The sequence below is a fragment of the Streptosporangium sp. NPDC050148 genome (assembly GCF_055586505.1).
The window spans coordinates 363,860-387,682 of record NZ_JBVJIA010000001.1; the positions used below are offsets into that span (position 1 = coordinate 363,860).

Genomic DNA, 23,823 nt, shown 5'->3' on the forward strand with positions numbered 1-23,823 from the left:
ACGCCGCTCCGCACCCCCTCGCCCAACCCCCCACCTCCCCCACCCCCCCCCCCCCCCCCCCCCCCCCCCCCCCCCCCCCCCCTCCCCCCCCCCCCCCCCCCCCCCCCCCCCCCCCCCCCCCCCCCCCCCCCCCCCGGCGCCGCGGGCCGGACGTCTGATTCAATTTCCAGGAATCGAAGGACATGCCGGTCGGCGCGGGGGGTCGCGGGCGTGCCGTGGTCCTCGTACGAGGGGTGTGGATGACCGGGGCGCCGAACGTGCCTGATCAGCCTGACCTGCGGTCGCCCGCCCGGCGGCCGGGACGCCGGATACGGCTCGCCGCGCCCGCTGCGGCCGGGCTGGCCGCCGCCATGGCCAGCATCCTGGCCACCTCGCTGGACGTGTGGGAGCTTCCCCTGCAGGCCAAGGTCGGCGTCACCGCGGTCGCCGGCCTGCTCGTCGGCCTGCTCACCTGGGCGACGGCCGGCAGCCGTCCCGAGGAGCGGGGCGCCTCGGCCGGGACGGTGTGGCGCCCGCCCGACCAGTGGCCGCCGGTCCCCGCGCACTTCACCGGCCGCACCGCGTCGCTGGCCGAGCTGCGCGAGGTCTTCACCGCGCGCCGCCGCTCCCGCGACCGCGCCCACGCCGCCCCCTTGGTCGTCTCGGTGTACGGCAGGGGCGGGGTGGGCAAGTCCGCGCTCATCGCCAGGTTCGGCCACGAGGTCGCCGACGACTTCCCCGACGGCCGCCTGTACGCCGACCTGCGCGGCCAGGTGGAGGCCCCGGTCGACCCCGCCGAGGTGCTGATCGGTTTCCTGCGCGCGCTCGGCGTGCGGCTCACCACCGACCCCGGTGGCCTGGCCGAGCTGCGCACCCTCTGGCTGACCTGGACCAAGGGCAGGCGCATCCTGATCTGCCTGGACAACGCCCGCGACGGCGACCAGGTCAAGTCCCTGATCCCGGCCGAGCCCGGCTGCGCGGTCATGGTCACCTCCCGGCAGCCGCTCTTCCTGCTCAACACCTACGACAAGCAGCTGTCGGTGTTCGACGAGGCACAGGGCGTGGAACTGCTGGCCAGGCTGGCCGGGAACGACCGGGTCGCCGCCGACCCGGAGGCGGCCCGGGAGATCGTACGGATGTGCGACCACCTGCCGCTGGCCATCGGCATCTGCGGCGGCCGCCTGGCCACCAGGGAGAACTGGACCCTGCGCCGGCTCGCCGACCGGTTGCTGGACGAGCGCAGGCGGCTGGACCAGCTGGAGATCGCCCGCAGCCTCGACAAGAGTGTGCGCGCCTCCCTGCAGCTCAGCTACGACGACTGCACCGGCCTGCAGCGCCGCCTGCTGCGCCTGCTCAGCCTGGTCGCCGCCCCGGACGTGCCCGGCTGGGTGGCCGGTGAGCTGCTGGCCACCTCCGAGGTGGAGGGGGCCGACCAGCTGGAGGCGCTCATCGACGCCCAGCTCGCCGAGTGCTCGGGAACCGACCTGTCCGGGGTGATGCGCTACCGGCTGCACGACCTGGTGAAGATCTTCGCCCGCGAGCCGGCGCTCGCCGACGACGAGGCCCGCCGCCGGGCCGCCATCGAGCGGGTCCTGTCCGGCTACCGCCGCCGGGCCGAGGCCGCGGCCGTGGCGCGCTGGCCCCAGGACTGGGGGCGCGCCAGGCCCGCCGGGCAGGACCCGGGACCGGAGCCGGTGACGCGGGCCGAGGTCTCGGCGGCCGACTGGCTCAACGCCGAGCGCCTGACCCTGGTCGCGGTCATCGGCCAGGCCAGGAGCATGGAGATGTGGGAGCTGGCCTGGGGCCTGGGCAGGGCCTTCTGCTCGCTGTGCCACTCGCTGCGCGCCTACTGGTCGGACTGGCGGGCGGTCGCCGAGATCCTGTGCGAGGCCGCGGAGCGGACGGGCGACCCGCGGGCCCTGGCCATCGCGCTGCTGGACCGGGCTGCGGTGGCGGGCGGGCAGGGCGATCACCGCGGCGCCCTGCGGGACGCCGAGCGGGCGCTGGAGATCTTCGAGGGGCTCGGCGAGTCCTGGTGGGCGGCGCGGGCGATGCGCGCGGTCGGCATGACGCTGTTCAACGACGGCAACCTCGACCGCGGACAGGGCCACCTGATCGACGCGATCACCGTCTTCACCGACGAGGACGACCGGTGGTGGGCGGCCAGGACCCGGCGCAACCTCGCCGAGCTCCGGCTGGCCCAGCGCAGGCCCGCCGAGGCGCGAGAACTGCTGGAGGACGCGCTGCGGGTGTTCGAGCGCGACCGCAACCGCTACTCCGAGGCGCAGACGCTGCGCGCCTACGGCGAGGTGCTCGGCGCGACGGCCAGGGCGCTGCGCGCCGCCGGTGACGACCGCGCCGCCGGGGAAGACTTCGCCAGGGCCGGTTTCAGTCTCGACCGGGCCGCGGAGATGTTCCGGCTCCGCGGCGAGCTGTGGGAGGAGGCCCGGTGCCTGCGCGCGGCCGGCGAGGTCGGCGACCCGGCCAACGCGCTGCGCGAGCTCACCTACGTGCGCCGGGCCGACGAGATCCTGGTCGCGCTCGGCGACACGTGGGGGGTCGCCAGGACCGAGCTGTCGGCCGGGCGCGCCCTGGGCAGGCTGGGCCGTACGCGTGAGGCGCGTACCTGTCTCGGGCGGGCCGTGCGCGCCTTCGAGGAGCTGGGCGACCGCTGGTGGATGGCCAGGAGCCTGCGCTATCTGGGGGAGGCGCACCTGGAGGCGGGGGACGACCGGGCCGCGGTGGACGTCCTGCGGCGGGCACAGGACATCTACCGCAGCCTGGGCAACCGGTCCGGCATGGACCGCACCCTGGAACTGCTGCGCCGCGCGGGAGGCTGAGCCCCGCCGTGCCGGTCCGGGGCGTGCCGGCCAGCCGCGCGGGGTGCCGGGCGGGATGCCGCGCGGGGTGCCGCTCGGGGGTGCCGCGCGGGGTCAGGGACCGGCGGCCGGCAGCAGGTGGCGGGCGGTCAGGCGGGCCTCGTCGATGCTCTCCTGGAAGAGCCTCTCCACCTGCCGCGCCTGCTCGGTCAGCCGGCCGAGCCCGGGGGCGGCGAGCGCGTCCTCGGTGGTCTCGGCGACCAGCGCCTCGTAGCGCGGGGCCTGCTCGGCGAGCTCCTGGAGCCGCCGGTGGGCGCGGTAGACGTCGTCGGCCCTGCGGACCTGCCCGGCGTACTCCTCCAGCACGCGGATCCGCGCGTCCAGCGAGCGCTCGGCGGTCTCCAGGGCCGCGGCGTAGGGGGCGAAGGCCCCGGCGATCTCGGGCGGGAGCGGGTCGGGCACCAGCCGCCGGTGGTCGGCTTTCAACTCCGAGAGCCGCTTCAGCTTCGAGGCGATCTGCCAGGTCTGATCGGGCAGCGTCACCGCGTTGTCGATCGTGTCGAGCAGGTTCGCCCGGTTGACCTCGGAGTCGAGCACCGTCTCGGTGGCGTCCTGCGTGCGGCGGAGCAGGTCGCCGCAGTCGGTGTCGAGCTCCTCGGGCAGGATGAACCGGTCGCGGTGGCGCACGGCCGTGCGAAAGCGGCGCCACGCCCGGTGGCCCCTGACGTCGCCGCTCAGCCGGGACATCGAGGACAGGAAGATCACGACGCTGACGACCACGAGGCCCGCGGTGAGGCTCAGCCCCATCAGGAACAGCAGGAACAGCAGGGTCGCGCACACCCTGGAGGCGCTGGGCAGCTTGGGCGGGGGAGCCTGCCCCCTCCGGGCCGCGCGCAGCGCCTGCGGGTCGGCGCGCAGCACCGACGCGACGGCGGGCGGCAGGGAGGGATCGATCAGAAGGTGAGGGGGACGTCTCCTCGGGCTCACGCGACCTCCTCGCGGCGAAGCACGGCCGGCCCCGTCCTCGGGCCTCATATGAGTTAAGACGCATTTGTCGGCAACGTTCAAATATGACGGTAATTACGGAAGCAACCGCCTCCTGTTAACGGCCCGTACGTAAAGCGGCGTATAAACTCGGGAGCGATGAGAGACTTCACGCGTTGGATCGAACTCGAAGGTGCCGTCAACGTCCGTGACCTGGGTGGGCTCGCCACCGTGGACGGTGGCACCACACGCTTCGGCCGGATCTACCGGGCCGACAACCTCCAGGGACTGACCGAGCGGGACGTGCGCGTGCTCGTCGGCGAGCGCGAGCTCCGCCACGTCGTCGACCTGCGCTCCGGGCCGGAGGTGCGCCTGGAGGGCCCGGGGCCGCTCACCGCCGTGCCCGAGGTGAGCATCCACCACCTCACGCTCTTCGCCGAGGGCGGCCGGTACACCGACGTCGAGGCCGACACCATCGAGGCCGACAAGGTGCTGCCCTGGACCGAGCGGGACGACGAGCGCACGGCCGAGCTGCGGGTGACCGGCTACTACTACGGCTACGTCCGCGACCGTCCCGACTCGGTGCTGGCGGCGCTGCGGGCCATGGCCCGCGACGACGGCGCCGTGATCGTGCACTGCGCCGCGGGCAAGGACCGCACCGGCGTGCTCAGCGCCCTGGCGCTGGAGGTCGCCGGGGCCACCCGGGAGGCGATCGTCGAGGACTACGTCGCCACGGGCGACCGCCTGGAGGACATCCTCGTCCGGCTGCGCGCCAGCGAGACCTACCGCGCCGACCTCGACACCCGGCCGGCCGACGACCACCGGCCCAGGGCCGAGTACATGGAGCAGTTCCTGCGCGTGATGGACGAGCGCTTCGGGGGGCCGTTGAGCTGGCTCGCCTCGCAGGGCTGGACCGAGTCCGACTCCCGGCTGCTGCGCGCCCGCCTGCGCGACTGACCCCGGGGGCCTTCACGCGGCCGGCCGTCGTCAGGCGGCGGCCGGTTCCGGGAGGGCCCGCAAGGCCCCGGGGCACCGGGTCTCCGGCCGCAGCGGACGTGCGGCGGCCGGTCTCACAGGGTGACGACCCGGCGTTCGGCGGCCGAGAGCCGGGCGGCCTCCAGGACGGCCAGGGCCCGGACGACCTCCTCCGGCTCGACCGGCGGCGGGGCGCCGTCGCGCAGGCAGGCCAGCACGGCCGGGTAGAAACCGGCGTAGCCGCCCGGCTCGGTGGGCACGGCACGGCCGTCGTCACCGGCGCCGAGGGTGCCCCAGCGCTCCTCGGGCTCCTCGCCGAAGCCCGGCGAGGCCGGGGTCAGCCCGGCCCGCAGCTGCTCCTCCTGCACGTCCAGGCCGTACTTCAGGTAGCCCGCCCGGGTCCCCAGCACCCGGAAACGGGGGCCGAGCCGCGGCACCAGCGCTCCGGCCCACAGGTGGGAGCGGGCCCCGCCCTCGTGGGACAGGGCGACGAACGTGTCGTCGTCGGCGCTCACGCCCTCCCGCCGGACGTCGCACTCGGCGTAGACGTCGACGACCGGGCCGAGCAGGCACAGGGCCTGGTCGACCAGATGGCTGCCGAGATCGTAGAGCAGCCCGGGGATCTCCTCGGCGCCGCCGGTCTCGCGCCAGCCGCCCTTGGGCACGGGCCGCCACCGCTCGAAGCGCGACTCCAGCCGGGTCACCTCGCCCAGCTCGCCCGCCCGGACCAGCCGTCCGAGCGTCAGGAAGTCACCGTCCCAGCGCCGGTTCTGGAAGACCGTCAGCATCAGGCCGCGCTCCCGCGCCAGCGCCGCCAGGTCGCGGGCCTGGCCGGCGGTCGCGGCCAGCGGCTTGTCCACCACGACCGGCAGGCCCGCGCCGAGCGCGGCTCGTGCCAGCGGGACGTGCGTGCGGTTGGGGGAGGCGATCACGACCAGATCGACGGCGTCGGCGGCGGCGTCGGCGGATCCGTCCCAGAGCGCGCCGGTGTCCGCGACCGCCCGGGCGCCGTACCTCGCGGTCACCTCGGCGGCCCGCGCGGGGTCACGGGTGACCACCGCGGAGAGCCGCAGGCCGGGGGTGGCGGAGATCAGCGGGGCGTGGAAGAACGCCCCGGCCACCCCGTACCCGATCAGGGCGACCCGAAGGTCAGTCACCACGCTGCTCGTCGCGTTCGGCCAGGAACGCCTCGAACTGGGCGGCGAGCTCCTCCCCGGTGGGCATCTCCGAGCTCTCGGCCATCAGGCTCTCCCGCTCGGCACCGGCGGCGAACGCGTCGTACTGCTGCTCGAGGCCGGTGATCGCGGTGGACAGCTCCTGGGAGGCCTGGATCTGCTCGGCGATCTCGGCGTCGGTCTTCTCCGCGGCCTCGCGCAGCCCCTCCAGCGGGAACACCAGGCCGGTCCCCCTGGTCACCGCGTCCAGGGCGGCCAGCGCGGCCGTGGGGTACTCGGCCTGGGCCAGGTAGTGCGGGACGTGCACGGCGTACCCGAGGGCGTCGTAGCCCTTGGCGCCGAGCCTGAACTCCACCAGCGCGGCCGCGCTGCCCGGCACCTGGACCCTGCCGAAGGCGCTGGTCTGGCCGGCGACGAGCTCGGGACGGCTGGCGTGGCCGGTGACGCCCAGCGGGCGGGTGTGCGGGACGGCCATCGGGATGCCGTGGGTGGTCACCAGCCTGCCGACGCCCAGCCGGGCGGCCAGCGTCTCCATCGCGGCGGCGAACAGCTCCCACTCGCGGTCCGGCTCGGGGCCGGTGAGCACCAGGAACGGCGTGCTCGTGGTGTCGTGGAGCAGGTGCACCACGAGCTCGGGGCTCTCCACGGCCACCCAGCGGTCGGTGTCGAAGGTCATCACGGGACGCCGGGAGCGGTAGTCCAGCAGGCGGTCCACGTCGAACGTCGCCACGACCCGGTGCTCCAGCTCGTCGAGCAGGTGGGCGATGGCGAGCCGTCCGGCACCACCAGCGTCCACGAACCCGTCGAAGTGGTAGAGCAGCACCGGATCGGTCAGCTCAGGGACGTCACCGCTGAGCCGGTAGAGATCCGTCGGGTCGGACACCGTTTCCAGCCTTTCGTCGGTCTTCTCTTCAGCTCAACCCGCCGGGGGTCCGCCGAATTCCGCGAGCCTTCGTCGATCACTGGGAACCCTACCGGGGCACAATGGATCGCACGCAGCCTGACCCGGGCGTAAGGGGTCCGCGACCGTCCGTCCGCTCCGCGGGGACCGGACGGGCCGGGGCGCGTTCCGGCCCGGCCCGCCTCAGGGCCGCCTCCGGACCCCTCCGGCCTGCCCCGACCGCCTCGGTCCGCCTCGGTCCGCCTCCGCGACGGGCGCGACCCGGACGTCCGGTCGGCACGTATTCCCAGAATAGGGCGGTCGCTATATGGGTGAATCGGATATCCACCTGATCGGTGACCTATAGGAAATCAGCCGTTGTTCGGCCATTCTGGGGGAGTGGGAACTACTACTACGCGTAGGTCCGGCCTACCTCTTCGCATTCCTCCCCTTCCCTGTCCCTTCCCCAGCGAGGTGAACCCGCACGTCGAGAGGGTCAACACCGAGACCCTCGACTGGCTCGTGGAGACGGGCCTGGTGCGTGACAGCGAGACCGTCGAGCGCTACCGGCAGGCGAAATACGGCTGGCTCGGAGCGCGTACGTATCCCTACGCCGAACACCACACGCTCCGCCTGGTGACCGACTGGTGCGTGTGGCTGTTCGCCTTCGACGACGCCTTCTGCGAGGAGAACCGCGGCGCGGCCGAGATGAGCCGCCTCCTTCCCCGCTTCCTCGCCGTCCTCGACGACCTGGACGAGGACGCCGAGGTCGAGGACGCCTTCGCCAGGGCGCTGCTGGAGATCAAGACCAGGATCGCCAGGTACGGCGACCCCGACCAGCTCGACCGCTGGAGGGCCGTCACCAAGGACTACCTCTTCGCCCAGGTGTGGGAGGCCGCCAACCGCGAGGCCGACGTGGTGCCCCCGCCGGGCGACTACCTGTTCATGCGGCGGCGCACCGGCGCCATGCTCACCGTCTTCGCCCTCATCGACGTCGCCAGCGGCCGTCGCCTCTCCCCGGACGAGTGGCGCCACCCCGCGGTCAAGGCGATCACCGACAACGCCAACGACGTCGTCGTCTGGGACAACGACCTCATCTCGTACGCCAAGGAGAGCGACGGCGCCAACGCCCGCAACAACCTGGTGAACGTGCTGGCCACGCACCGGGGCCACTCCCGGCAGCACGCCATGGAGGCGATCGGCGCCATGCGCAACCGGGCCATCGCCGAGATGGTGGAGCTGCGCCCCTCCCTGGAGGCGCTCGGTTCCGAGGCGGTGCTCGCGTACGTGCGCGGCCTGGAGTTCTGGGTCAGCGGCAGCGTCGACTACTCGCTCACCAGCTCCCGCTACACGACCGCCTGGGAACGGGCGGAGACCCCCGCCGACCGGCCCGGGGCCGGCTGACCCGCCGCCGGTGGACCCGCTCCGGGACACCGGCGGCCGGGCCCTACAGCGGCCGGTCGTCCTCGTGGTCGCCGAGAGCGAGGATGATCAGCTCCTCCAGGTTCAGCTTCTTGCCCTGGGCGAAGGCCTCCTCCTGGGCCTCGTCGCCGAGGAGGCGCTTGCACTCCTTGACGCAGCGCTCGTGCTCGACGTTGAAGAACGGCGAGCTCATCTGCGGCATCCCGAAGGTCCGCCAGTTGGCCTGGCCGCCGCCCATCAGCCGGGAGGCGAGCTCGGGCTGGCCCTCCTCCAGCGCCTGCTTGGCCACCACCTCGATCGCCAGGCCGATGCCGAGCACGTCGTGGAAGTAGCGCTTGAGGCGGAGCGCCTCGCGGGCGTTCGACATGGCCTCGGCCGACCGGCCCATCGCCTGGTACACGCTGGCGAGCGCGTAGATGGCGTACGAGCGCAGCCACAGCTCGCCGCGCTGGGTGCAGACCGCGATGCAGTCGCGCAGCAGCACCTCGGCCTCGGCGGGCTCGTTCTGGATGAGCAGCACCATGGACAGCTCGACGATCGAGGGCAGCAGGCCCGGGTTGAGCTCACGCCCGCTCTTGTGGAACTCGATCGCCACCCCCAGCAGCGCGCTCGCCTTCTGCAGGTCGTTCTGCAGGAACGCGGCCGTGCCGAGCATCTTGGTGGCCAGGATGACCGCGCCGGAGTCGCCCACCCTGACCGCGTCGGAACTGCACTGCTCCGCCGCCTCGATGGCGCCGCCGATGTTGCCCTGCGCGCTGTGGATGTAGGACAGCACCCACAGGGCCTTGCACCGGTCGGGGGTCGGCTCGGTCGCCAGCTCCAGGGTCTTCTCCAGGTACAGCCGCCCCTCGCGGGCCAGGCCGCAGGCCACCCACATGAACCACAGCGAGGACAGCAGCTTGAGCCCGGACTGCACCTCGCCGGGGGTGCGCAGGCAGTGGTCGAGCGCGACGCGGATGTTGTCGTGCTCGTGGCGCATCCTGACGTACCAGTAGACCTGGCGGGCGCCCGACCACGCCTCCTCGCTCCGCTTGGCCAGCTGCAGGTAGTAGTCGCGGTGCCTGGTCCTGATCGTGGCGCTCTCACCGAGCTTGTCCAGCCACTCCTCGCCGTACTGGCGCAGGGTGTCGATCAGCCGGTAGCGGTGCCCGGACGGCGTGCCGTCGCTGAGCAGGATCGACTTCTCCACCAGGCTGGAGATGAGATCCATGATGTCCTCGGAGGGGAGGTTGTCCCCGGAGCAGACGTAGCGGGCGGCGTCGAGCTCGAAGTCCCCGGCGAAGACCGACAGCCGCGCCCACAGCAGCCGCTCGGCGGGCTCGCACAGCTCGTGGCTCCACCCGATCGCGGCCCGCAGCGTCTGGTGCCTGGGCAGCGCCGTGCGGCTGGCGCCCGCGAGCAGGCTGAACCGGTCGGCCAGCAGGCCGAGGATCTGCTCCACCGACAGCGCGCGCATCCGGACCGCGGCCAGCTCGATGGCGAGCGGGATGCCGTCGAGACGGCGGCAGAGCTCGGCCACCGGCCCGACGTTGTTCTCGTCCAGCATGAAGGTGGGCACCACCGCGCTCGCCCGCGCGACGAACAGCTGCACCGCCTCGTTGGTGAAGACGTCCTCGCCGGGGGAGTCGCCGGGGACGGCCAGCGGCGGGATGGAGACCGTGTGCTCGCCCCTGGCGTTGAGCGACTGGCGGCTGGTCGCCAGGATGGTCAGCCCCGGGGCGCCGGCGAGCAGGTCCTCGAAGAGCGCGGCGCACGCGTCGACCAGGTGCTCGCAGGTGTCGATGATCAGCAGGAGCTCGCGGTCGCCCAGCCACTCGATCAGCGTCTCGTCGGCCGAGCGGGCGGACTGGTCGGCGATGCCGAGGGCCGAGGTGATCGTGTGGCGGACCATGCCGGAGTCCTGCAGGCGGGCCAGGTCGGCGAACCAGACGCCGTCCTTGAAACGGGTCCGCATCTCGTGCGCGATCCGCAGGGCGGTGCGGGACTTGCCGACGCCCCCGATGCCGGTCACGGTGACCAGGCGGTGCTCGCCCAGCCGCTGCCGGAGTGTGGTGAGCAACCTGGTACGCCCCACGAAGCTGGTCAGCTCGTTGGGGAGATTGCCGTCTCGCCGCCATCCTGCTGGCGTTGTCATGGCGCCTCACGGGGGTAGCTGAAACCTGCTCCCGCATCGTACCGCCTGGTTTCCCGGCTGTCCCCGGCGTCACCGGGCCCGGAGGGGCGTTCCGGGGCATCCCGCCGCGAGAGGGGACCCCTCGGGCAGAGGATCGGACGGCGGAGCGGAGGGCGCGGAGTTTCGCCCTGCGGAGGGAACGGCGCCCGCCCGGGTGGCTAGCATGGGGCCTGTGACAGTGCCTGAACCCGATGACCTGCGGCCCGTCGACCTCGCCGACGACGGCCTGCCGATCCTGCCCGACCAGACCGTCGACGACACCGACCTCGGCTGGAGCGAGTGGCGCGAGGCCGACGACGACGCCCGCCTGATCGAGGACCGCCCGCCCCACTGGTGACGGGCCCGCCCCTGCCGGTGCCCGCGCGGGATCCGTTCCCGCGCGGGCACCGGCCGGAGACGACTCCGGGGACGGATCAGGCCCGGGACGACCCGGGACGGCCGATCACCACGGGGACGGCGCCGGCGGCGCCACCACCGGCGGGCGGTCGTCGCAGGTGATGGTGTTCGGCAGCAGCCAGGGGGCGAGCCAGGGCCCGGTCGCGCCACCCCCGTCGTTGCCGCCGAGGTCGGTCAGCGAGAACTCCGAGCCGGTGGGCGGGAAGCCGAACGCCCCGCAGTTGTTGACGCCGACCGCGCCGACGTTGCGGGCGTCCACGTTCTCGAAGGTGGCCGACCCCTTCACCCGGGCGCTGACCACCGAGGTGCCCGTACCGTCCACCCTGGTGTCCTTGAAGTGGACGTTCGTGATCGAGTACAGGTCCTTCACGCCCCAGTCGCTGACCAGCATGATCGCGTTGTAGGTGTTGTCCAGGAAGTGGTTCCCGGTCACCCGGACGTCCGCGTCGATGCTCCTGTCGAGGGCGTAGAACCAGATGGCCCCCAGGCCGATCTTCCAGTTCAGCTCGAACGTGCCGGACCGGACCGTGGTGTTGTCCCTGATCGACAGCTTCCCGGCGAACGCCTCGGCGCCGAAGCGGGACCCGACGTGCAGCGCGCTGCCCTCGCGGACCGGGTCGGCCACCAGGTTGTTCGAGACGGTGTTGTCGGTGCCGCCGTAGACGGCGATGCCGTTGGCGAGGGTCGGCGTCTGCACGGTGTTGCGGTCGAACGTGTTGCCGGTGTTGGCGATCTTCTCCGACCACATGGCCAGGCCGTCGTCACCGGTGTTGCGGATGACGTTGTTCGACACGACCGAGTTCGTGACGCCGCCGTGGAAGTTGAGGGCGTCGGCGATCTGGTCGACGATCACGTTGTTCGTGATCCTCAGGTTCGTCATCGGCCCGTCGAACCACATGCCGACCTTGGTGTGCCGGATGTACAGGCCGTCGACGGTCGAGTCGCTCAGCGCCCCGCCGATCCCGTTCACCTGGTCGGTGTCGATGCGCTCGCGGACGTCGCCCTCGATCGCGAAGCCGGACAGGTGGACGTTCCTGCTGCCGCCGTCGGCGGCGTCCTTGCCGTAGAAGCCGACGCCGGTGTGCACCGAGCCGTCGGGGGCCGGGGAGGGGAGCGTGACCTGCTCGCCCTTGATGATCGTGTACCAGCTCCCGGCGCCCTCGATCGTCACGTCGTCGACGATGATGTGGCGGTTCACCCGGTAGACGCCCGGGGGGACGTACACCTTGAGGTTCTTGCGCTTGGCGAAGGCGATCGCCTTGTCGAACGCGCCGGCGGAGTCGCGCCGGCCGAACGGGTCGGCCCCGAACGCCAGCACGTTCGCCGCGACGAGCCGGACGCGCGGCGCGCCGACGAGCTCGGAGTCGAGCAGGTCCACGACCGTCCACGCGGCCCTGCTCCCGGCCGGGACGGTCAGCCGCACCCGGTCGCCCGCGCGGTAGGTGCGGCCGAGCAGCAGGCGCTGCTCGTCGTAGAAGTGGGTCGGGCGGAACGGCTTGGTGATGACCGGGGCCGGTGTCGTGGCCGACGGCACGCAGCCGCACTCGGTGATCCACCAGTCGGGGTGGAGCAGGTCGGCGTCCGGGTCGTTCGTGAACGGATACTGGTTGTACAGCCAGGCGTACTCGGAGGTGAGGGTCATCGCCCTTTTGCCGCCACCGTTGACCGTGACGTCGAGCGGCGCGGTGATGCCGCCGCCGCCCGGCGCGTCCGGGATGCTGTAGCGCACCGTGATCGCGTTGGCCGCGGCCGGCAGCGTGAACTCCACGTGCTGTCCCGGCGTCAGCCTGACCGCCCTGCGCCCGGACGCCTCCGAGGGCAGGGTGTACGCGGTCCGGTCCGGGCCGATGACGGTGCCGTTCGTGACGGCGTTCTCGGCCTCCTGCTCGGCGAAGCGGACGTCGGCGCCCCGACCCGCGACGAGCGCCGGGTCCAGGGCGGCGCGCGTGACGACGGGGGCGGCGGCGCGGGCCGTGCCGCCCGTGCCGTCCGCGACCCGGTCGGCGAGGGCGGGCCCCGCGGGCGCGACGCCGAGCCCGGCGACGGTGACGGTCAGCGTCGTGACCGCCACCGCCGCTCTCCGCGCCGACCTGCCGGACCACCTCGCCATGGCTCCTGTGATGCTGCGCGACATCGGACGCTCGTTTCTCTCGGGGGGCGGTACACCTGAGGGCGCTCGGGGGGCGGACGCCATGAGGGTGAGGTGACAGTAGAACCCGCCTCGACCGTTCCACAAGAGATCTGTGAAATAATTTCGTAACGTTGCTACATCTCTGCGTTGCTTATCCATCTTCTTGCGCTGGTGCTGTCGGGGAGAACGGCCCGCGGGAACGCGGCCGTGGTGCCGGGTGGTGGAGACGAGAAAGAGCGGCCCGTCGGCCGGCCGCGAGGATTCGACGCCGACGAGACCCTGGAGCGCGCCCTGCTGGTCTTCTGGGAGCGTGGCTACGAGGGGGCCGGCCTGGCCGGCCTCACGGAGGCGATGGGCATCTCCACCACCAGCATGTACGCGGCCTTCGGCAACAAGGAGGAGCTGTTCCGCAAGGCCCTGGAGCGCTACACCGAAGGCCCGAGCGCGTACCTGGCCCAGGCCCTGGAGGGGCCGACCGCCCTCGGCGTCGCCACCGCGATCCTGGCCGGCACCGTCCGGACCACCACCCGCCCGGCCCATCCCCGCGGATGCATGGGCGTCCAGGGCGCCCTGGCGGCCGGTGACTCCGGTCGCGAGGTCCGCGACCTGCTCGTCGGCTGGCGTAACGACGGCCACTCCCGCATACGGGAGCGGTTCCGGCGGGCCGTCGACGAGGGCGACCTGCCCCCGGGGACGATCCGGGGCTGCCGGCCCGCCACGTCACCACCCTGGCGTTCGGCATCGCCGTGCAGGCCGCGAGCGGTGTCGGCCGCGACGAGCTCCAGGCGGTGGCCGAGGCCGCCCTGCGCAACTGGCCGGCCTGACGGGGGACCGCTAGGAGACCACGTCCTTGGCGCGGAAGCGGCGGAAGGCGAAGGCGATCAGGATGACCGAGTAGGTGACCGACACTGCGACCCCCTTGAGCATGCCGTCGTACTGGGGCTGCGGGGCCAGGGCGTCCAGCCACGCGGTGTTCCAGAACGTCGGCAGGAACTCCCGCAGCACGCCGAGCTCCTCGACCGCCTGCAGGATGTTGCTGACGATCACCAGACCGACCGCCCCGCCGACCGCGCCCAGCGGGGCGTCGGTGCCGACCGAGAGCAGGAAGGCCAGGGAGGCGACCACGAGCTGGCTGACCATGGCGTAGGCCACCACCACTCCGAACCGGGGGAGCATGTCCAGGGCGGCGATCGTCTCACCGGTCCCGGGCACCCGGACGTCGTTCCAGCCGAAGGCCAGGGTGCCGGCCAGCAGCGCCATGGCCGGCACGCAGATCACCGCCGCCGCCGAGTAGCCCAGCGCGACGATCAGCTTCTGGCGCAGCAGCCGGTCGCGCGGGATCGGGGCGGCCAGCAGGTAGCGCAGCGACGACCAGCTCGCCTCGACGGCCACGGTGTCGCCGCAGAACAGCGCCACCGCGACCACCAGCAGGAAGGTCGCCGACACCGACAGGGCGAACGCCGCGAAGTTGAGCCCGCCCTCGGTGGCCAGGTCGGAGATGCGCAGCGTGGCGCTGGGCTGGCCGGACCCGGCGCCGAACGTGAACGCGATCACCAGGATCCACGGCAGCGCGAGCAGCAGGCCGAACATCACCAGCGTGCGGCGCCGCTTGAGCTGGCGGACGATCTCCACGCCGAGCGGCAGCGTCCGCCCCGGCGCGTACCCGCGCGCCGCGCCGGACGAGGCGGGAGCGGGCACGGCGGCGGGCGCGGTGCCCACCGGGGTGCCCACCGGGGTGCCCACCGGGGTGCCGGACGGGACGGGTGCGGGGGAGACGTCGCTCATGCCTTCTCTCCGATCAGGTCCAGGAAGACGTCCTCCAGGCGGGTGCCCGAACCGTTGACCGGTGCGCGGCTGCTCAGCAGCTCGCTCACCGTCCCGGCCGTGACGAGCCGCCCGCGATGCATGACCACCACGTGGCTGCACGTCTGCTCCACCTCGGCGAGCAGGTGGCTGGAGACGATGACGGTACGGCCCTGCGCGGCGTAGCGGATCAGCACCTCGCGCATCTCCCGGATCTGGGGCGGGTCCAGGCCGTTGGTGGGCTCGTCCAGGACGAGCAGGTCGGGCAGGCCCAGCATGGCCTGGGCGATGGCCAGGCGCTGGCGCATGCCCTGGGAGTAGGTGCGGACCGCGCGGTCCAGCGCCTTGCCGAGCCCGGCGATCTCCAGCGCCTCGGCGAGACGGGCGTCCTCGGCCGGCCTGCCGGTGGCCTTCCAGTACAGCTCCAGGTTGTCGCGGCCGGACAGGTGCGGCAGGAACCCCGGCCCTTCGACGAACGAGCCGAGCCGCGACAGCACCGGGGCACCGGGCACCACCCGGTGGCCGAAGATCCGCACCTCGCCGCCGTCCGGCCTGATCAGGCCCATCAGCATGCGCAGGGTGGTGGTCTTGCCCGCGCCGTTGGGGCCGAGCAGGCCGAGCACCTGGCCCTGCTCGACGGTGAACGACAGGTCGTTCACCGCGAGCTCGCCGTTGCGGTACGCCTTGGTCAGGCCGCTGATCCGCAGCGGCACCGAGGCCAGCTCCGGGTCGTGCTCGTCGACGGCGCGGCGGCGCCCGGCCAGCAGCAGGAGCGTCGCGGCGACCAGGGCGACCAGCGGCAGCGCCCAGATCCACCAGGCGGGCCCGGTGGAGGGGGTGCGCAGGGCGGCGTGGGTGGGCACGGTCACCGCCGGGGAGGCCAGGCCCACCGTGTGGACGGCAGGGACGGCGGAGGTGCTGTACCCCAGGTCGGTGGTGGTGAACGCGACCCTCAGCCGGTGCCCGACGTCGAACCCGTGGTCGATGGCCGGCAGCGCCACCGTGGCCTCGCCGGAGCCGTCCGCGCCGAGCGTGATCCGCACCGGGGCGGCCAGCCCCTCGGGCAGGATCGGCGCCTGGGCGGCGCCCGCGACGTCGTACAGCTTGGCGAACAGCGTCACCTCGGACCCCGCCCCGCCGGTCGTGTCCGCCCCGTTCCCGGCGTCCCCGGCGTCCCCGGCGTCTGCGGTGTTCTCCGCCCGCTCGGTGGACCCGGCCGCGCCCGCCCCGGGGGAGCCGGACGGGGAGGTCACCCGGACCCGTACCGTCGAGCTGCCGGTGACCTGGAGCGGGGCGGTCAGCGGGGCGGAGTCGAAGACCGCGCTCTGCCCGGCCATGTCGGCCGAGAGGTTCACCGCGCCGCCGAGACCACCGGCACCACCGAGGCCCCCGAGGCCGGGGACCGCGGAGATCGAGGCCGGGGAGCCGCCCGGAGGGTTGGCCACCGGCTGGTCGGGGCCGCTGAGCGGCACCGAGACCCGGCCGCTGCCCGACAGCCCCGGATAGGTGGCGGCGACGGCGTGCAACTGGACCGGACGGCGGGTGCCGGGGTCGCGCCCGCCGTCGCGGGTCACCGTGAAGGCCTCGCCCGCACCCTCCCCGCCGGTCCTCTTCAGGTGGCGGTCGAACCAGCGGAGCGTCCTGTCGTGCAGCCAGTCGGCCTCGCCGTTCCCGCCGTCGTGCCCGCCGTCGAACCAGGCGACCTCCACCGGGGCGCCGGTGGCGGCGACGGCCCTGGCGTTGGCGTCGGCCTGGCCCAGGGTGAACAGCGAGTCGCGCCGCCCCTGGAGCAGCAGCGTCGGGATCCTGATCCTCCCGGTCACCGAGACCGGGCTGGACCTGCGGAGCGTCTGCACCGCCTCGGTCGTCGCCCGGCCGCTCTCGGCGATCCGCTGGTACATCTCACAGATCTCCGGCAGGAACCGGCCGCACCGGACCTCCTGCGGGGTGGGCGGGCGGACCGCCCCCGGGCGCGCGGCGTCACCGGCGCCGGCCCGCTCGCCCGCCCCCTGCGGCCCCTCCGCGCCGTCGGCGCCGTCGGAGTCGTCGGCGTCGTCCGTGTCGGCGCCCGCGCCCGCGTTCGCGCCGCCGAGGGCGGCCAGGCCGCCCGGACCCGCGGCGGAACCGCCCCGGCTGAAGAACAGCCCGGCCCACATGCGCTTGAACACCCCGCTCTCGGGGCCCTGACCGGTGGCGTTCGGGAAGAACGCGTCGGCCAGGTCGTACCAGGTGATCTGCGGGACGATCGCGTCGATCCTCGGGTCGTGGGCGGCGGCCATCAGCGCGATGGCACCGCCGTAGGAGCCGCCCGCGATGCCCACGCGGGGGTCGCCCGCCGCGTCCAGCCGCACCTCGGGACGCCTGGCGACCCAGTCGACGAGCTGGCGCACGTCCTTGACCTCGTAGTCGGGGGAGTTCAGCGCGATCTGCCCGGACGAGCGCCCGAAGCCCCGGGCCGACCAGGTCAGCACCGCGTACCCGTCCTGCGCCAGCCGTACGGCGGACTGCCTGGTGCTCTGCTTGCTGCCGCCGAAGCCGTGCGCGAGCAGCACCACCGGAGCCCGGCCGCCCCCGGCCGGGGGGAAGAAGCTCGTGTCCAGCGTGACGCGCTGATCGTCGCGCGGCCCGTCCACCACGGTGATCATCTGGTTCAGCGCCCGCACCTGCGGCGCGGACGGCCACACCAGCCAGGCCACGACGCCGATCACCAGCACCGTGACCGCCGCGACCCAGACGGCCCGCCTTCCCCCACGTTTCATGACGTGAGCCTACTGACCCCCGCGGACTTCTCCTGAGACCGTTCTCAGGAGGAAGTCCGCCGGTCAGCGCGGCGGCGCGGCACCGGACGCCCGCGCCGGCCGTCCGCCGCGGGCGGCGACGTGGGTGGCGACGTGGGCGAACAGGCGCGGTCGCCCCGATGTCTCAGGGTTGTCCCCGATTGCGGAGCGAGGCGCAGGGGCGGCATCATTTCGCGCGTGAAGCCAGTAGAGAGCCTACGAAGAAGAGCGACCCCCGTCATCGAATGGGCCCTGCCGTACTGGACACGGGGGAGCGCGGGCAGACAGACCCCGGAGGATCTGTTCAGGCTCCTCTACCTCGGATGGCTGGTGGCCTTCTCGTTCAAGGTCCTCGGCGCCTCCTGGGACGTCTCCTGGCACTTCAAGTGGCTCCGCGACGACCTGGCCCCGCCGCACCTGCTCAACAGCGTCGGGACCGCCATCGCGCTCGCGCTCACGATCATCCACATCTACACCGGCTACGGCGTCGACCGGCTCGCGCAGCGCCTGATCGCCTGGGGTACCGGGATCTTCCTGCTGGCCGTGCCGCTGGACCTGATCAACCACCGGGTCAACGGGCTCGACATCACCTCGTGGAGCCCGTCCCACCTGATGCTCTACATCGGCACGCTCTTCATGATCTGCGGCGTCATCCGGGGCTGGTTCGTCCGGGCGGTCCCCGGACGGATGCGCACGCTCGTCCTCGGCGGGCTCTTCGTGTTCCTCTTCGAGAACGTCTGGTTCCCCGAACAGCACCAGGAGTACGGCGTGTACGGCCTGGCCGCGTGGGACCGGGGCGAGCCGGACGCGGAACCGATCCTGATCAAGTTCGCCGCCGACCAGATCGGCCTGCCCGTGGACGACAGGGCGGTGGCGCTGCACTTCACGCTGCCCGTGCCCGACGCGCTCTACCCCCTCTACGCCGCGATGGCCGCGGTGCTGGTGGCCGTCTACGCCCGCGCGATGATCGGCCGGATGTTCTCGGCCACCGCCGTCGTCGGCGTCTACGTCGCCTTCCGCACGCTGATCTGGCCCCTGCTGGCCGTCGCCGACTTCCCGCGCTCGGCCGTGCCGGTCTTCCTGATCGCCGCCGCGCTCGCCGTCGACCTGGCGTTCCTGATCAGGATGCCCGTGGTCAGGGCACTGGCCGGCTCCGCGGGCGCGGTCCTCCTCCTCGACCAGGCACTGCGCTTCCAGAACGCGATGTTCATGTCACCGCCGCTGGTGCCCCCCACGACCATGCTGATCGGCGGCGCCGGGCTCGCGGTGCTCTGGCTGGCGGCCGAATGGTCGTTCGACCGCCACGTCCTGCACGCTCAGGCCAGGGAGGCCGTGGTCAGCGCCACCGCGACCCCGTAGGCCACCCCCATCACGATCAGCTCGGCCGCCGCCCACCCGACGACCGCCGTCGCCCGTCCCCGGGCGACGTGCGGCATCAGGTGGAAGCGGATGCGGGCGGCGAGCGGGATCAGCAGCGCCACGCAGACGGCCTTGGCCACCAGCAGCGGCCCGTACTCGCCGCTCAGCAGCGCCCCGGGCAGCTCCACCCCCGGGGTGAGGGCCATCGTGGCCAGGCCGTTGACCACCCCGGACAGGCTCACCACCACCAGCGCCAGGGTCGCCAGCCGGGAGAACGCCGGCAGCACGCGCGCCAGCAGCCCGCGGTCCGAGGCGACCAGGGCGACGACCGCGACCAGCCCGCCGGTCCACGCCGCCGAGCCCATCACGTGCAGCTCCATCGAGATCATGATGGGGTCGTGCCAGGCCGAGTCGACCGCGTGGCCGGTCACCGGGATCGGCAGCAGGCCGAAGAAGGCGACCACGATCCGCAGCTCGGCCGGGACCTTCTCCCCGTAGCGGACGGCCAGCAGCCCGACCGCGGCCGCCGCCAGGGCGCAGGCGGCGCTGAAGAGCATGCCCTGACCGGCGCCGACCCCGTCGACGTACGCGGCGATCATGCCCGGGGTGGGCAGCGTCCCGGGGTTGAGCTCGGCCGTCTGGAACACGATGACGGCCAGCGCCAGCAGCGCCCACGCCCACGCGAAGGTCACGGCCAGCGGCCGCGCCCGGCGCATCACCGGCTCGGTCCGCTCCGGGTCGTCGAACCCGAGGAGTCTCGGCAGCAGGCTCAGCCCGACCACCGCCACCGCGGCCAGGTCCAGCAGCACCCGCAGCACCGGCAGGCCGTACTCCACCAGCGGCCCGGGGATGGCGATGCCCGGCACCGCCTCCTGGGCGGTGAACGCCGTCGCGGCCAGCACGGCCGCCACGGCGCCCGACACCAGACCGCCGGCCAGCAGCCTCCTGGTCGCGGCGGTCTCCGGCGGGACCCGCTCGGCGGTCACGGTCATCGGGCCCCCTCCTGCTCTCTGGTACGGCGCATCGCCACCACGGTGGCCCCGCCCAGCAGCACGAGGGAACCGGCGATCCACAGCACGGCCATCCCGGCCCCGCCGTTCTGCGCGGCCTCGGCGGCCTGGGCCCCCAGCCCGGGTTCCTGCGGCACGGCGGCGGAGGCCGCGGGGGCGGGGGTGGCGGGGCCCGCGGCGCCCGGTCCCGGCGCGGTCAGGGTGAAGGAGATCGCGCTGGAGACGGGGTGGCCGTCGGCGGAGAGGATGCGGTAGCCGACCACGTACCTCCCGGCAGGGCCGAGGGGCCTCACCCCGATGCCGACCCGCGCGCCGTCGACGACGGTCGTGCCGTGCTCCCACCGGGTGCCGTCCGGGCCGGTCACGCTGATCCGCGCGTACCCCTGCCGGACGGGCTGGTCGAAGGTGAGCGTGATCTTCGCGGGGCCCCGCGCCAGCTCGGCCCCGTCCTTGGGATCACTGCCGATCAGCACGTTGTGGGCCTGCGCCGGGGTGACCGCGCCGAGGGACGCGGTGACCGCGAGGAGCAGGACCGTGAGTAGCCGCCTCACCGGTCGTGGCCTTCCGTTGAGTTCGTCATGACCATGCCATGGTCCCATCCCCGGCCGTCGCGGTGGTCCCGGTGTCCTACGCGGTCGCAGGGCCCGGCTTCTCCAGGGCCGTCCTGAGCGCGCCGAGGAACTCGGCGGCGTCGCGGCCGTTGACGTAGCGGTGGTCGTAGGAGAGGCCGAGGGAGATCACCCGGCGGACGGCGAAGGAGCCGTCGCGGGCCTGCACCGTCTCCGGGCGGGGAGCGGTGAGCGAGAGCGCGCAGATCTGGCCGGGGAAGACGATCGGGACGGCCATGGTCACCGAGGCGTCGGTGTGCAGGGTCACCATGATGTTGCCGCCGACCAGGTCCCGCTCCCTGAAGGACCCGTTCAGCGCGGTGGCGCGGAACCGGGTCAGGTCGCGGGCGATCTCGTCGAGCGGGCGCCTTCCGGCGTCGCGCACCACCGGCACGTACATGCCGTTGCCGACGTCGACGGTCACGCCCACCTCCGCCGTCGTGGCGCGCCGGGCGCGGTAGCCGTCGAGGGGGGTGGCGAAGAAGACCGGGAAGTCCTCCAGCAGCCGCCCGGTCGCCTGGACGAGCAGCTCCGGCAGGCCGATCAGGGTGCGCAGCCGCTTGGTCTCGGCGCGGGTGAACGGCAGCGCGTCGGTCACGTCCACCCGCATCGCGGTGAACGAGGCCGGGATCTCCCGGTGCGACCGCTCGACCACCTCGGCCGTCCGGCGCTGGGCCCTGGACGGCTCGATCAGGCCGGCCTCCCCGGCTTTCCCGGACTCCCCTGTCCCGGAGGGGGACGGGAGGAGCGGTTCCAGGTCGGCCCGGCGGATCACCTTCCTGCCGAGGGCGCGCACCCGCTCCATGGAGATGCCGGACTCGTCCATGAACCGCCGGGCCGGCTCGGTGATGACGAGTCCGCCCGGGTCGGCGACCGGAGCCGCGTGCCCGTTCTGTTCACTCGACGGGCCCGAGGGGGGCCGTCCGGCCGTCACGTCCGCTCCGGGAGCCGTGCCCAGTCCCGTCCCCAGTCCCGTCCCCAGTCCCGTCCCGGGGTCCGTTCCGAGGTCCGTCGCGAGACCCGGCCCGAGGTCCGCGTCCAGGCCGGTACCGTCGGCCGGGAGGAGGGCGATCACCTGGCCCGGCGCGCACTCGGCGCCCGCGGCCAGCAGGTGCCGCAGCGTCCCGTCCTGCTCGGCGGTCAGCTCCTCGACCGCCTTGGAGGTCTCCAGCTCGGCCAGCACCTCTCCGGCCCGTACCTCCTGGCCGTCCTTGGCCACCCACTCCACCAGCACGTACGTGGCGTCGTTGTTGTTGAGCTTGGGCACCCGGATCTCGGTCACGACAGGGCCTCCACGATCGCGTTCCGGATGTCGCCGGCCTGGACGAGGACCTCGCGCTCCAGGTGGGGCGCGGCCGGGATGACGCTGTCGGCCGCGTTGACCAGGCCGATGGGGCGGCGCAGGGCCGGCCAGAGCCGGGGGTAGAGCACCCGCGCGACCTCCGCGCCCCAGGTGCCGCCCGCCGAGCCGTCCTCGACCACGCACACGTGCCGGGCCCGCTCCAGCCCGGCGAGCTCGGGCAGCGGGTAGAGCCGGGCGGGGATCAGCAGCTCGCAGGCCAGGTCGTCCTCCAGGAGCAGGGCGCGCATCGCCTCCAGCGCCCGGTGCGTCATGCCGCCGTGGGTGACGAGCACGCAGTCGGGCTCGGTCACCCCGTCCACGAAGACCCGGGCGACGCCGTTGCGCACCTCGTACCCGAACAGGTCGTCCACGGTCCCGCCGGTGTACATCCGCCGGGTGTAGAGGACCTTGTCCTCGAAGAACAGGCAGGGCCGCTCCTGCGCGAACATCTCGGCGAACAGCTCACCGGCGTCGTGGAACGGCGTCATCTCGAACAGCGACAGCCCCGGGACGCCGATGAAGTGCTTCTGCGGGCTCTGGCTGTGGGTGGGGCCGTACCCCCGGTTGCCGCCCGACGGGCAGCGCACCACCAGCGGGATCGGGACGGGCCTGCCGTACATGGAGGTGGACTTGGCGGCGAAGTTCACCAGCTGGTCGAAGGCGAGCGCGGCGAAGTCGGCGAACATGATCTCGACGATCGCCCGGTCCCCGGCCAGCGCCAGGCCCGCGCCGACACCGGTGATCGCACCCTCGCTGAGCGGGGTGGACCGCACCCGCCGGCCGAAGCGGGTGGACAGCCCCCGGGTGACCTTGAAGGCCCCGCCGTAGGGGTCGGAGACGTCCTCGCCGAGCAGGTGCACCCGGGGGTCGGCCTCCATCAGGTCGTGCAGGGCGCGGTTGAGGTGCTCGGAGACCCTGCTCACCCGCGCTCCCACACCGACGGGGGGCGGGCCGTGACCTCGGCGGCGATCCGGCCGACCCGCTCGCGGGCGCGGGCGTCCAGCGGGGCGAAGGTGTCGGGGAAGGCGCGGGCGTAGCGGGTGTACCAGTCGTGGCCGGCGGCCAGGGCGATCTCCTCGGGGCTCCTGGTGTCGTCGCCCTTGCTGTGCGGGCCGATCCGGTGGGTGACGAACTCGACGACCAGCGGTCCCGGCCGTGAGCGGACCGCCTCGACCGGCGCGGCCAGCCCGGCGCGGATCTCCTCCACCTCGGTGGAGGTCACCCGGTGGTACGGGACGTCGAACGCGGCGGCGCGGTCGGCGACGTTCCCGGCCATCTGCGTCGACGTCGGCGTGGACTGGGCGATGCCGTTGTTCTCCACGACGACCAGCAGGGGGACCCGCCAGAGCCTGGCCATGTTGAGCGCCTCGTAGACCGACCCCTCGCCCCAGGTGCCGTCGCCGACGTACACGCAGGCCAGCGCGCCCGTGCCGGCGAGCTTCAGCGCCACGCCCACCGCGACCGGCACGCTCTCACCCTGGACGCCGGTGGACAGGAAACGCCGGTGGTAGACGTGCTGGCTGCCGCCCACCCCGGCGCAGAGCGCGCCCTGGCGGCCCATGATCTCGGCGAGCAACCCGTCCGGCTCGTCGTACCTGGCCAGGAAGTGACCGTGGCCGCGGTGGTTGCTCAGCACGAAGTCCTCCTCGCGCAGCAGCGGCGCGAGGGCGACCGGGATGTACTCCTGCCCCAGGCACGTGTGGGTGGTGCCGCTGAGCTCGCCCGTCTCGAAGAGCCTGAGCAGGGTCAGCTCGAAGTGCCGGATCAGCAGCAGGCGCTCCAGGTCCTCCGGGGGCGGTGCGAGCGGCGATCGCCGCAGGTCATGACGGGGTGAAACGGTGGAGACCACGTGTGCTCCTGGCATCGGGTGACAGGGACCACGCTCGGCCGGGCGCGAAAGGACGGCATGGGAGCGCTCCCACCGGGGAGCGTAGGAGGCCAGGGGCGGTGTGTCAATGACTGGGAAGATGACAGAAAATCAGGAAAGCGA

Annotated in this window: 18 protein-coding genes and 1 pseudogene; 6 read left to right on the forward strand and 13 right to left on the reverse strand. The window is 73.3% G+C overall.

Annotation, left to right across the window (positions count from 1 at the left end; all coding sequences use genetic code 11):
• The first annotated feature begins 257 nt into the window (after positions 1-257).
• Positions 258-2,819 carry an ATP-binding protein gene (locus ACZ6RT_RS01595; protein ID WP_399186855.1) on the forward strand — a complete coding sequence of 854 codons (2,562 nt, stop codon included), beginning with the start codon at positions 258-260 and terminating at the stop codon, positions 2,817-2,819.
• 93 nt (positions 2,820-2,912) lie between these two features.
• Here ACZ6RT_RS01595 and ACZ6RT_RS01600 read toward each other — a convergent pair whose 3' ends face one another.
• Positions 2,913-3,785 (reverse strand): hypothetical protein, encoded by an 873-nt coding sequence (locus tag ACZ6RT_RS01600; protein ID WP_399186854.1) that lies wholly within the window; start codon positions 3,783-3,785, stop codon positions 2,913-2,915.
• Positions 3,786-3,941: 156 nt separating this feature from the next.
• Between ACZ6RT_RS01600 and ACZ6RT_RS01605 the strand changes: the two genes are divergently transcribed.
• Positions 3,942-4,739, forward strand: a complete 798-nt coding sequence (locus ACZ6RT_RS01605) for a tyrosine-protein phosphatase (RefSeq protein WP_399186853.1) — start codon at positions 3,942-3,944, stop codon at positions 4,737-4,739.
• A 113-nt stretch (positions 4,740-4,852) separates the two neighbouring features.
• Here ACZ6RT_RS01605 and ACZ6RT_RS01610 read toward each other — a convergent pair whose 3' ends face one another.
• Both ACZ6RT_RS01610 and ACZ6RT_RS01615 read right to left on the reverse strand, forming a co-directional pair.
• Entirely contained in the window at positions 4,853-5,914 is a 1,062-nt protein-coding gene (locus tag ACZ6RT_RS01610; RefSeq protein WP_470151815.1) for a Gfo/Idh/MocA family oxidoreductase, read from the reverse strand.
• Positions 5,907-6,815, reverse strand: coding sequence for a proteasome assembly chaperone family protein (locus ACZ6RT_RS01615; protein WP_399186851.1), 909 nt, complete (start codon positions 6,813-6,815; stop codon positions 5,907-5,909). The genes ACZ6RT_RS01610 and ACZ6RT_RS01615 overlap by 8 nt, the downstream gene beginning before the upstream one ends.
• 471 nt (positions 6,816-7,286) lie before the next feature.
• Here ACZ6RT_RS01615 and ACZ6RT_RS01620 point away from each other — a divergent pair, with 471 nt between their 5' ends.
• The gene (locus tag ACZ6RT_RS01620; protein ID WP_344901715.1) at positions 7,287-8,216 is read left to right on the forward strand and encodes a 4-epi-cubebol synthase; all 930 of its coding nucleotides are present in this window, start codon (positions 7,287-7,289) and stop codon (positions 8,214-8,216) included.
• A gap of 43 nt (positions 8,217-8,259) precedes the next feature.
• Here ACZ6RT_RS01620 and ACZ6RT_RS01625 read toward each other — a convergent pair whose 3' ends face one another.
• Positions 8,260-10,368, reverse strand: a complete 2,109-nt coding sequence (locus tag ACZ6RT_RS01625; RefSeq protein ID WP_470151817.1) for an ATP-binding protein — start codon at positions 10,366-10,368, stop codon at positions 8,260-8,262.
• Positions 10,369-10,579: 211 nt separating this feature from the next.
• On the opposite strand from ACZ6RT_RS01625, the gene ACZ6RT_RS01630 reads away from it, so the two are divergent.
• A complete protein-coding gene (locus tag ACZ6RT_RS01630; protein ID WP_344901816.1) occupies positions 10,580-10,744 on the forward strand; it encodes a hypothetical protein in 165 nt (54 codons plus the stop codon).
• Positions 10,745-10,849: 105 nt separating this feature from the next.
• On the opposite strand, the gene ACZ6RT_RS01635 is transcribed toward ACZ6RT_RS01630, so the two are convergent.
• Positions 10,850-12,913, reverse strand: a complete 2,064-nt coding sequence (locus ACZ6RT_RS01635; protein WP_470151819.1) for a glycosyl hydrolase family 28-related protein — start codon at positions 12,911-12,913, stop codon at positions 10,850-10,852.
• A gap of 231 nt (positions 12,914-13,144) precedes the next feature.
• Between ACZ6RT_RS01635 and ACZ6RT_RS01640 the strand changes: the two are divergent.
• Positions 13,145-13,285: pseudogene (locus tag ACZ6RT_RS01640) on the forward strand (TetR/AcrR family transcriptional regulator); the annotation flags it as partial.
• 74 nt (positions 13,286-13,359) lie between these two features.
• Here the strand turns inward: ACZ6RT_RS01640 and ACZ6RT_RS01645 are convergent.
• The 3 genes from ACZ6RT_RS01645 to ACZ6RT_RS01655 form a co-directional block, all read right to left on the reverse strand.
• Positions 13,360-13,488: a hypothetical protein gene (locus tag ACZ6RT_RS01645; protein WP_470151821.1), complete on the reverse strand. Its 129-nt coding sequence runs from the start codon at positions 13,486-13,488 to the stop codon at positions 13,360-13,362.
• A 280-nt stretch (positions 13,489-13,768) separates the two neighbouring features.
• Positions 13,769-14,719, reverse strand: a complete 951-nt coding sequence (locus tag ACZ6RT_RS01650) for an ABC transporter permease (RefSeq protein ID WP_470151822.1) — start codon at positions 14,717-14,719, stop codon at positions 13,769-13,771.
• A complete protein-coding gene (locus ACZ6RT_RS01655; RefSeq protein WP_470151824.1) occupies positions 14,716-17,496 on the reverse strand; it encodes an alpha/beta fold hydrolase in 2,781 nt (926 codons plus the stop codon). Before ACZ6RT_RS01655 ends, ACZ6RT_RS01650 begins: the two co-directional genes overlap by 4 nt.
• A 216-nt stretch (positions 17,497-17,712) precedes the next feature.
• Between ACZ6RT_RS01655 and ACZ6RT_RS01660 the strand changes: the two genes are divergently transcribed.
• Positions 17,713-18,873 (forward strand): hypothetical protein, encoded by a 1,161-nt coding sequence (locus ACZ6RT_RS01660; protein ID WP_399186845.1) that lies wholly within the window; start codon positions 17,713-17,715, stop codon positions 18,871-18,873.
• Here ACZ6RT_RS01660 and ACZ6RT_RS01665 read toward each other — a convergent pair.
• The 5 genes from ACZ6RT_RS01665 to ACZ6RT_RS01685 all read right to left on the reverse strand — a co-directional run bounded on the left by ACZ6RT_RS01665 (position 18,831) and on the right by ACZ6RT_RS01685 (position 23,682).
• Positions 18,831-19,865: a copper resistance D family protein gene (locus tag ACZ6RT_RS01665; RefSeq protein WP_399186844.1), complete on the reverse strand. Its 1,035-nt coding sequence runs from the start codon at positions 19,863-19,865 to the stop codon at positions 18,831-18,833. The genes ACZ6RT_RS01660 and ACZ6RT_RS01665 overlap by 43 nt on opposite strands.
• The gene (locus tag ACZ6RT_RS01670; RefSeq protein ID WP_470151826.1) at positions 19,862-20,434 is read right to left on the reverse strand and encodes a copper resistance CopC family protein; all 573 of its coding nucleotides are present in this window, start codon (positions 20,432-20,434) and stop codon (positions 19,862-19,864) included. Before ACZ6RT_RS01670 ends, ACZ6RT_RS01665 begins: the two co-directional genes overlap by 4 nt.
• Before the next feature lie 76 nt (positions 20,435-20,510).
• Positions 20,511-21,773, reverse strand: a complete 1,263-nt coding sequence (locus ACZ6RT_RS01675) for a 2-oxo acid dehydrogenase subunit E2 (protein WP_470151828.1) — start codon at positions 21,771-21,773, stop codon at positions 20,511-20,513.
• Positions 21,770-22,756 carry an alpha-ketoacid dehydrogenase subunit beta gene (locus ACZ6RT_RS01680; protein WP_470151830.1) on the reverse strand — a complete coding sequence of 329 codons (987 nt, stop codon included), beginning with the start codon at positions 22,754-22,756 and terminating at the stop codon, positions 21,770-21,772. The genes ACZ6RT_RS01675 and ACZ6RT_RS01680 overlap by 4 nt, the downstream gene beginning before the upstream one ends.
• Complete coding sequence (locus tag ACZ6RT_RS01685; protein ID WP_399186839.1) at positions 22,753-23,682, reverse strand: thiamine pyrophosphate-dependent dehydrogenase E1 component subunit alpha; 930 nt, start codon at positions 23,680-23,682, stop codon at positions 22,753-22,755. Before ACZ6RT_RS01685 ends, ACZ6RT_RS01680 begins: the two co-directional genes overlap by 4 nt.
• Between the last annotated feature and the right edge of the window lie 141 nt (positions 23,683-23,823).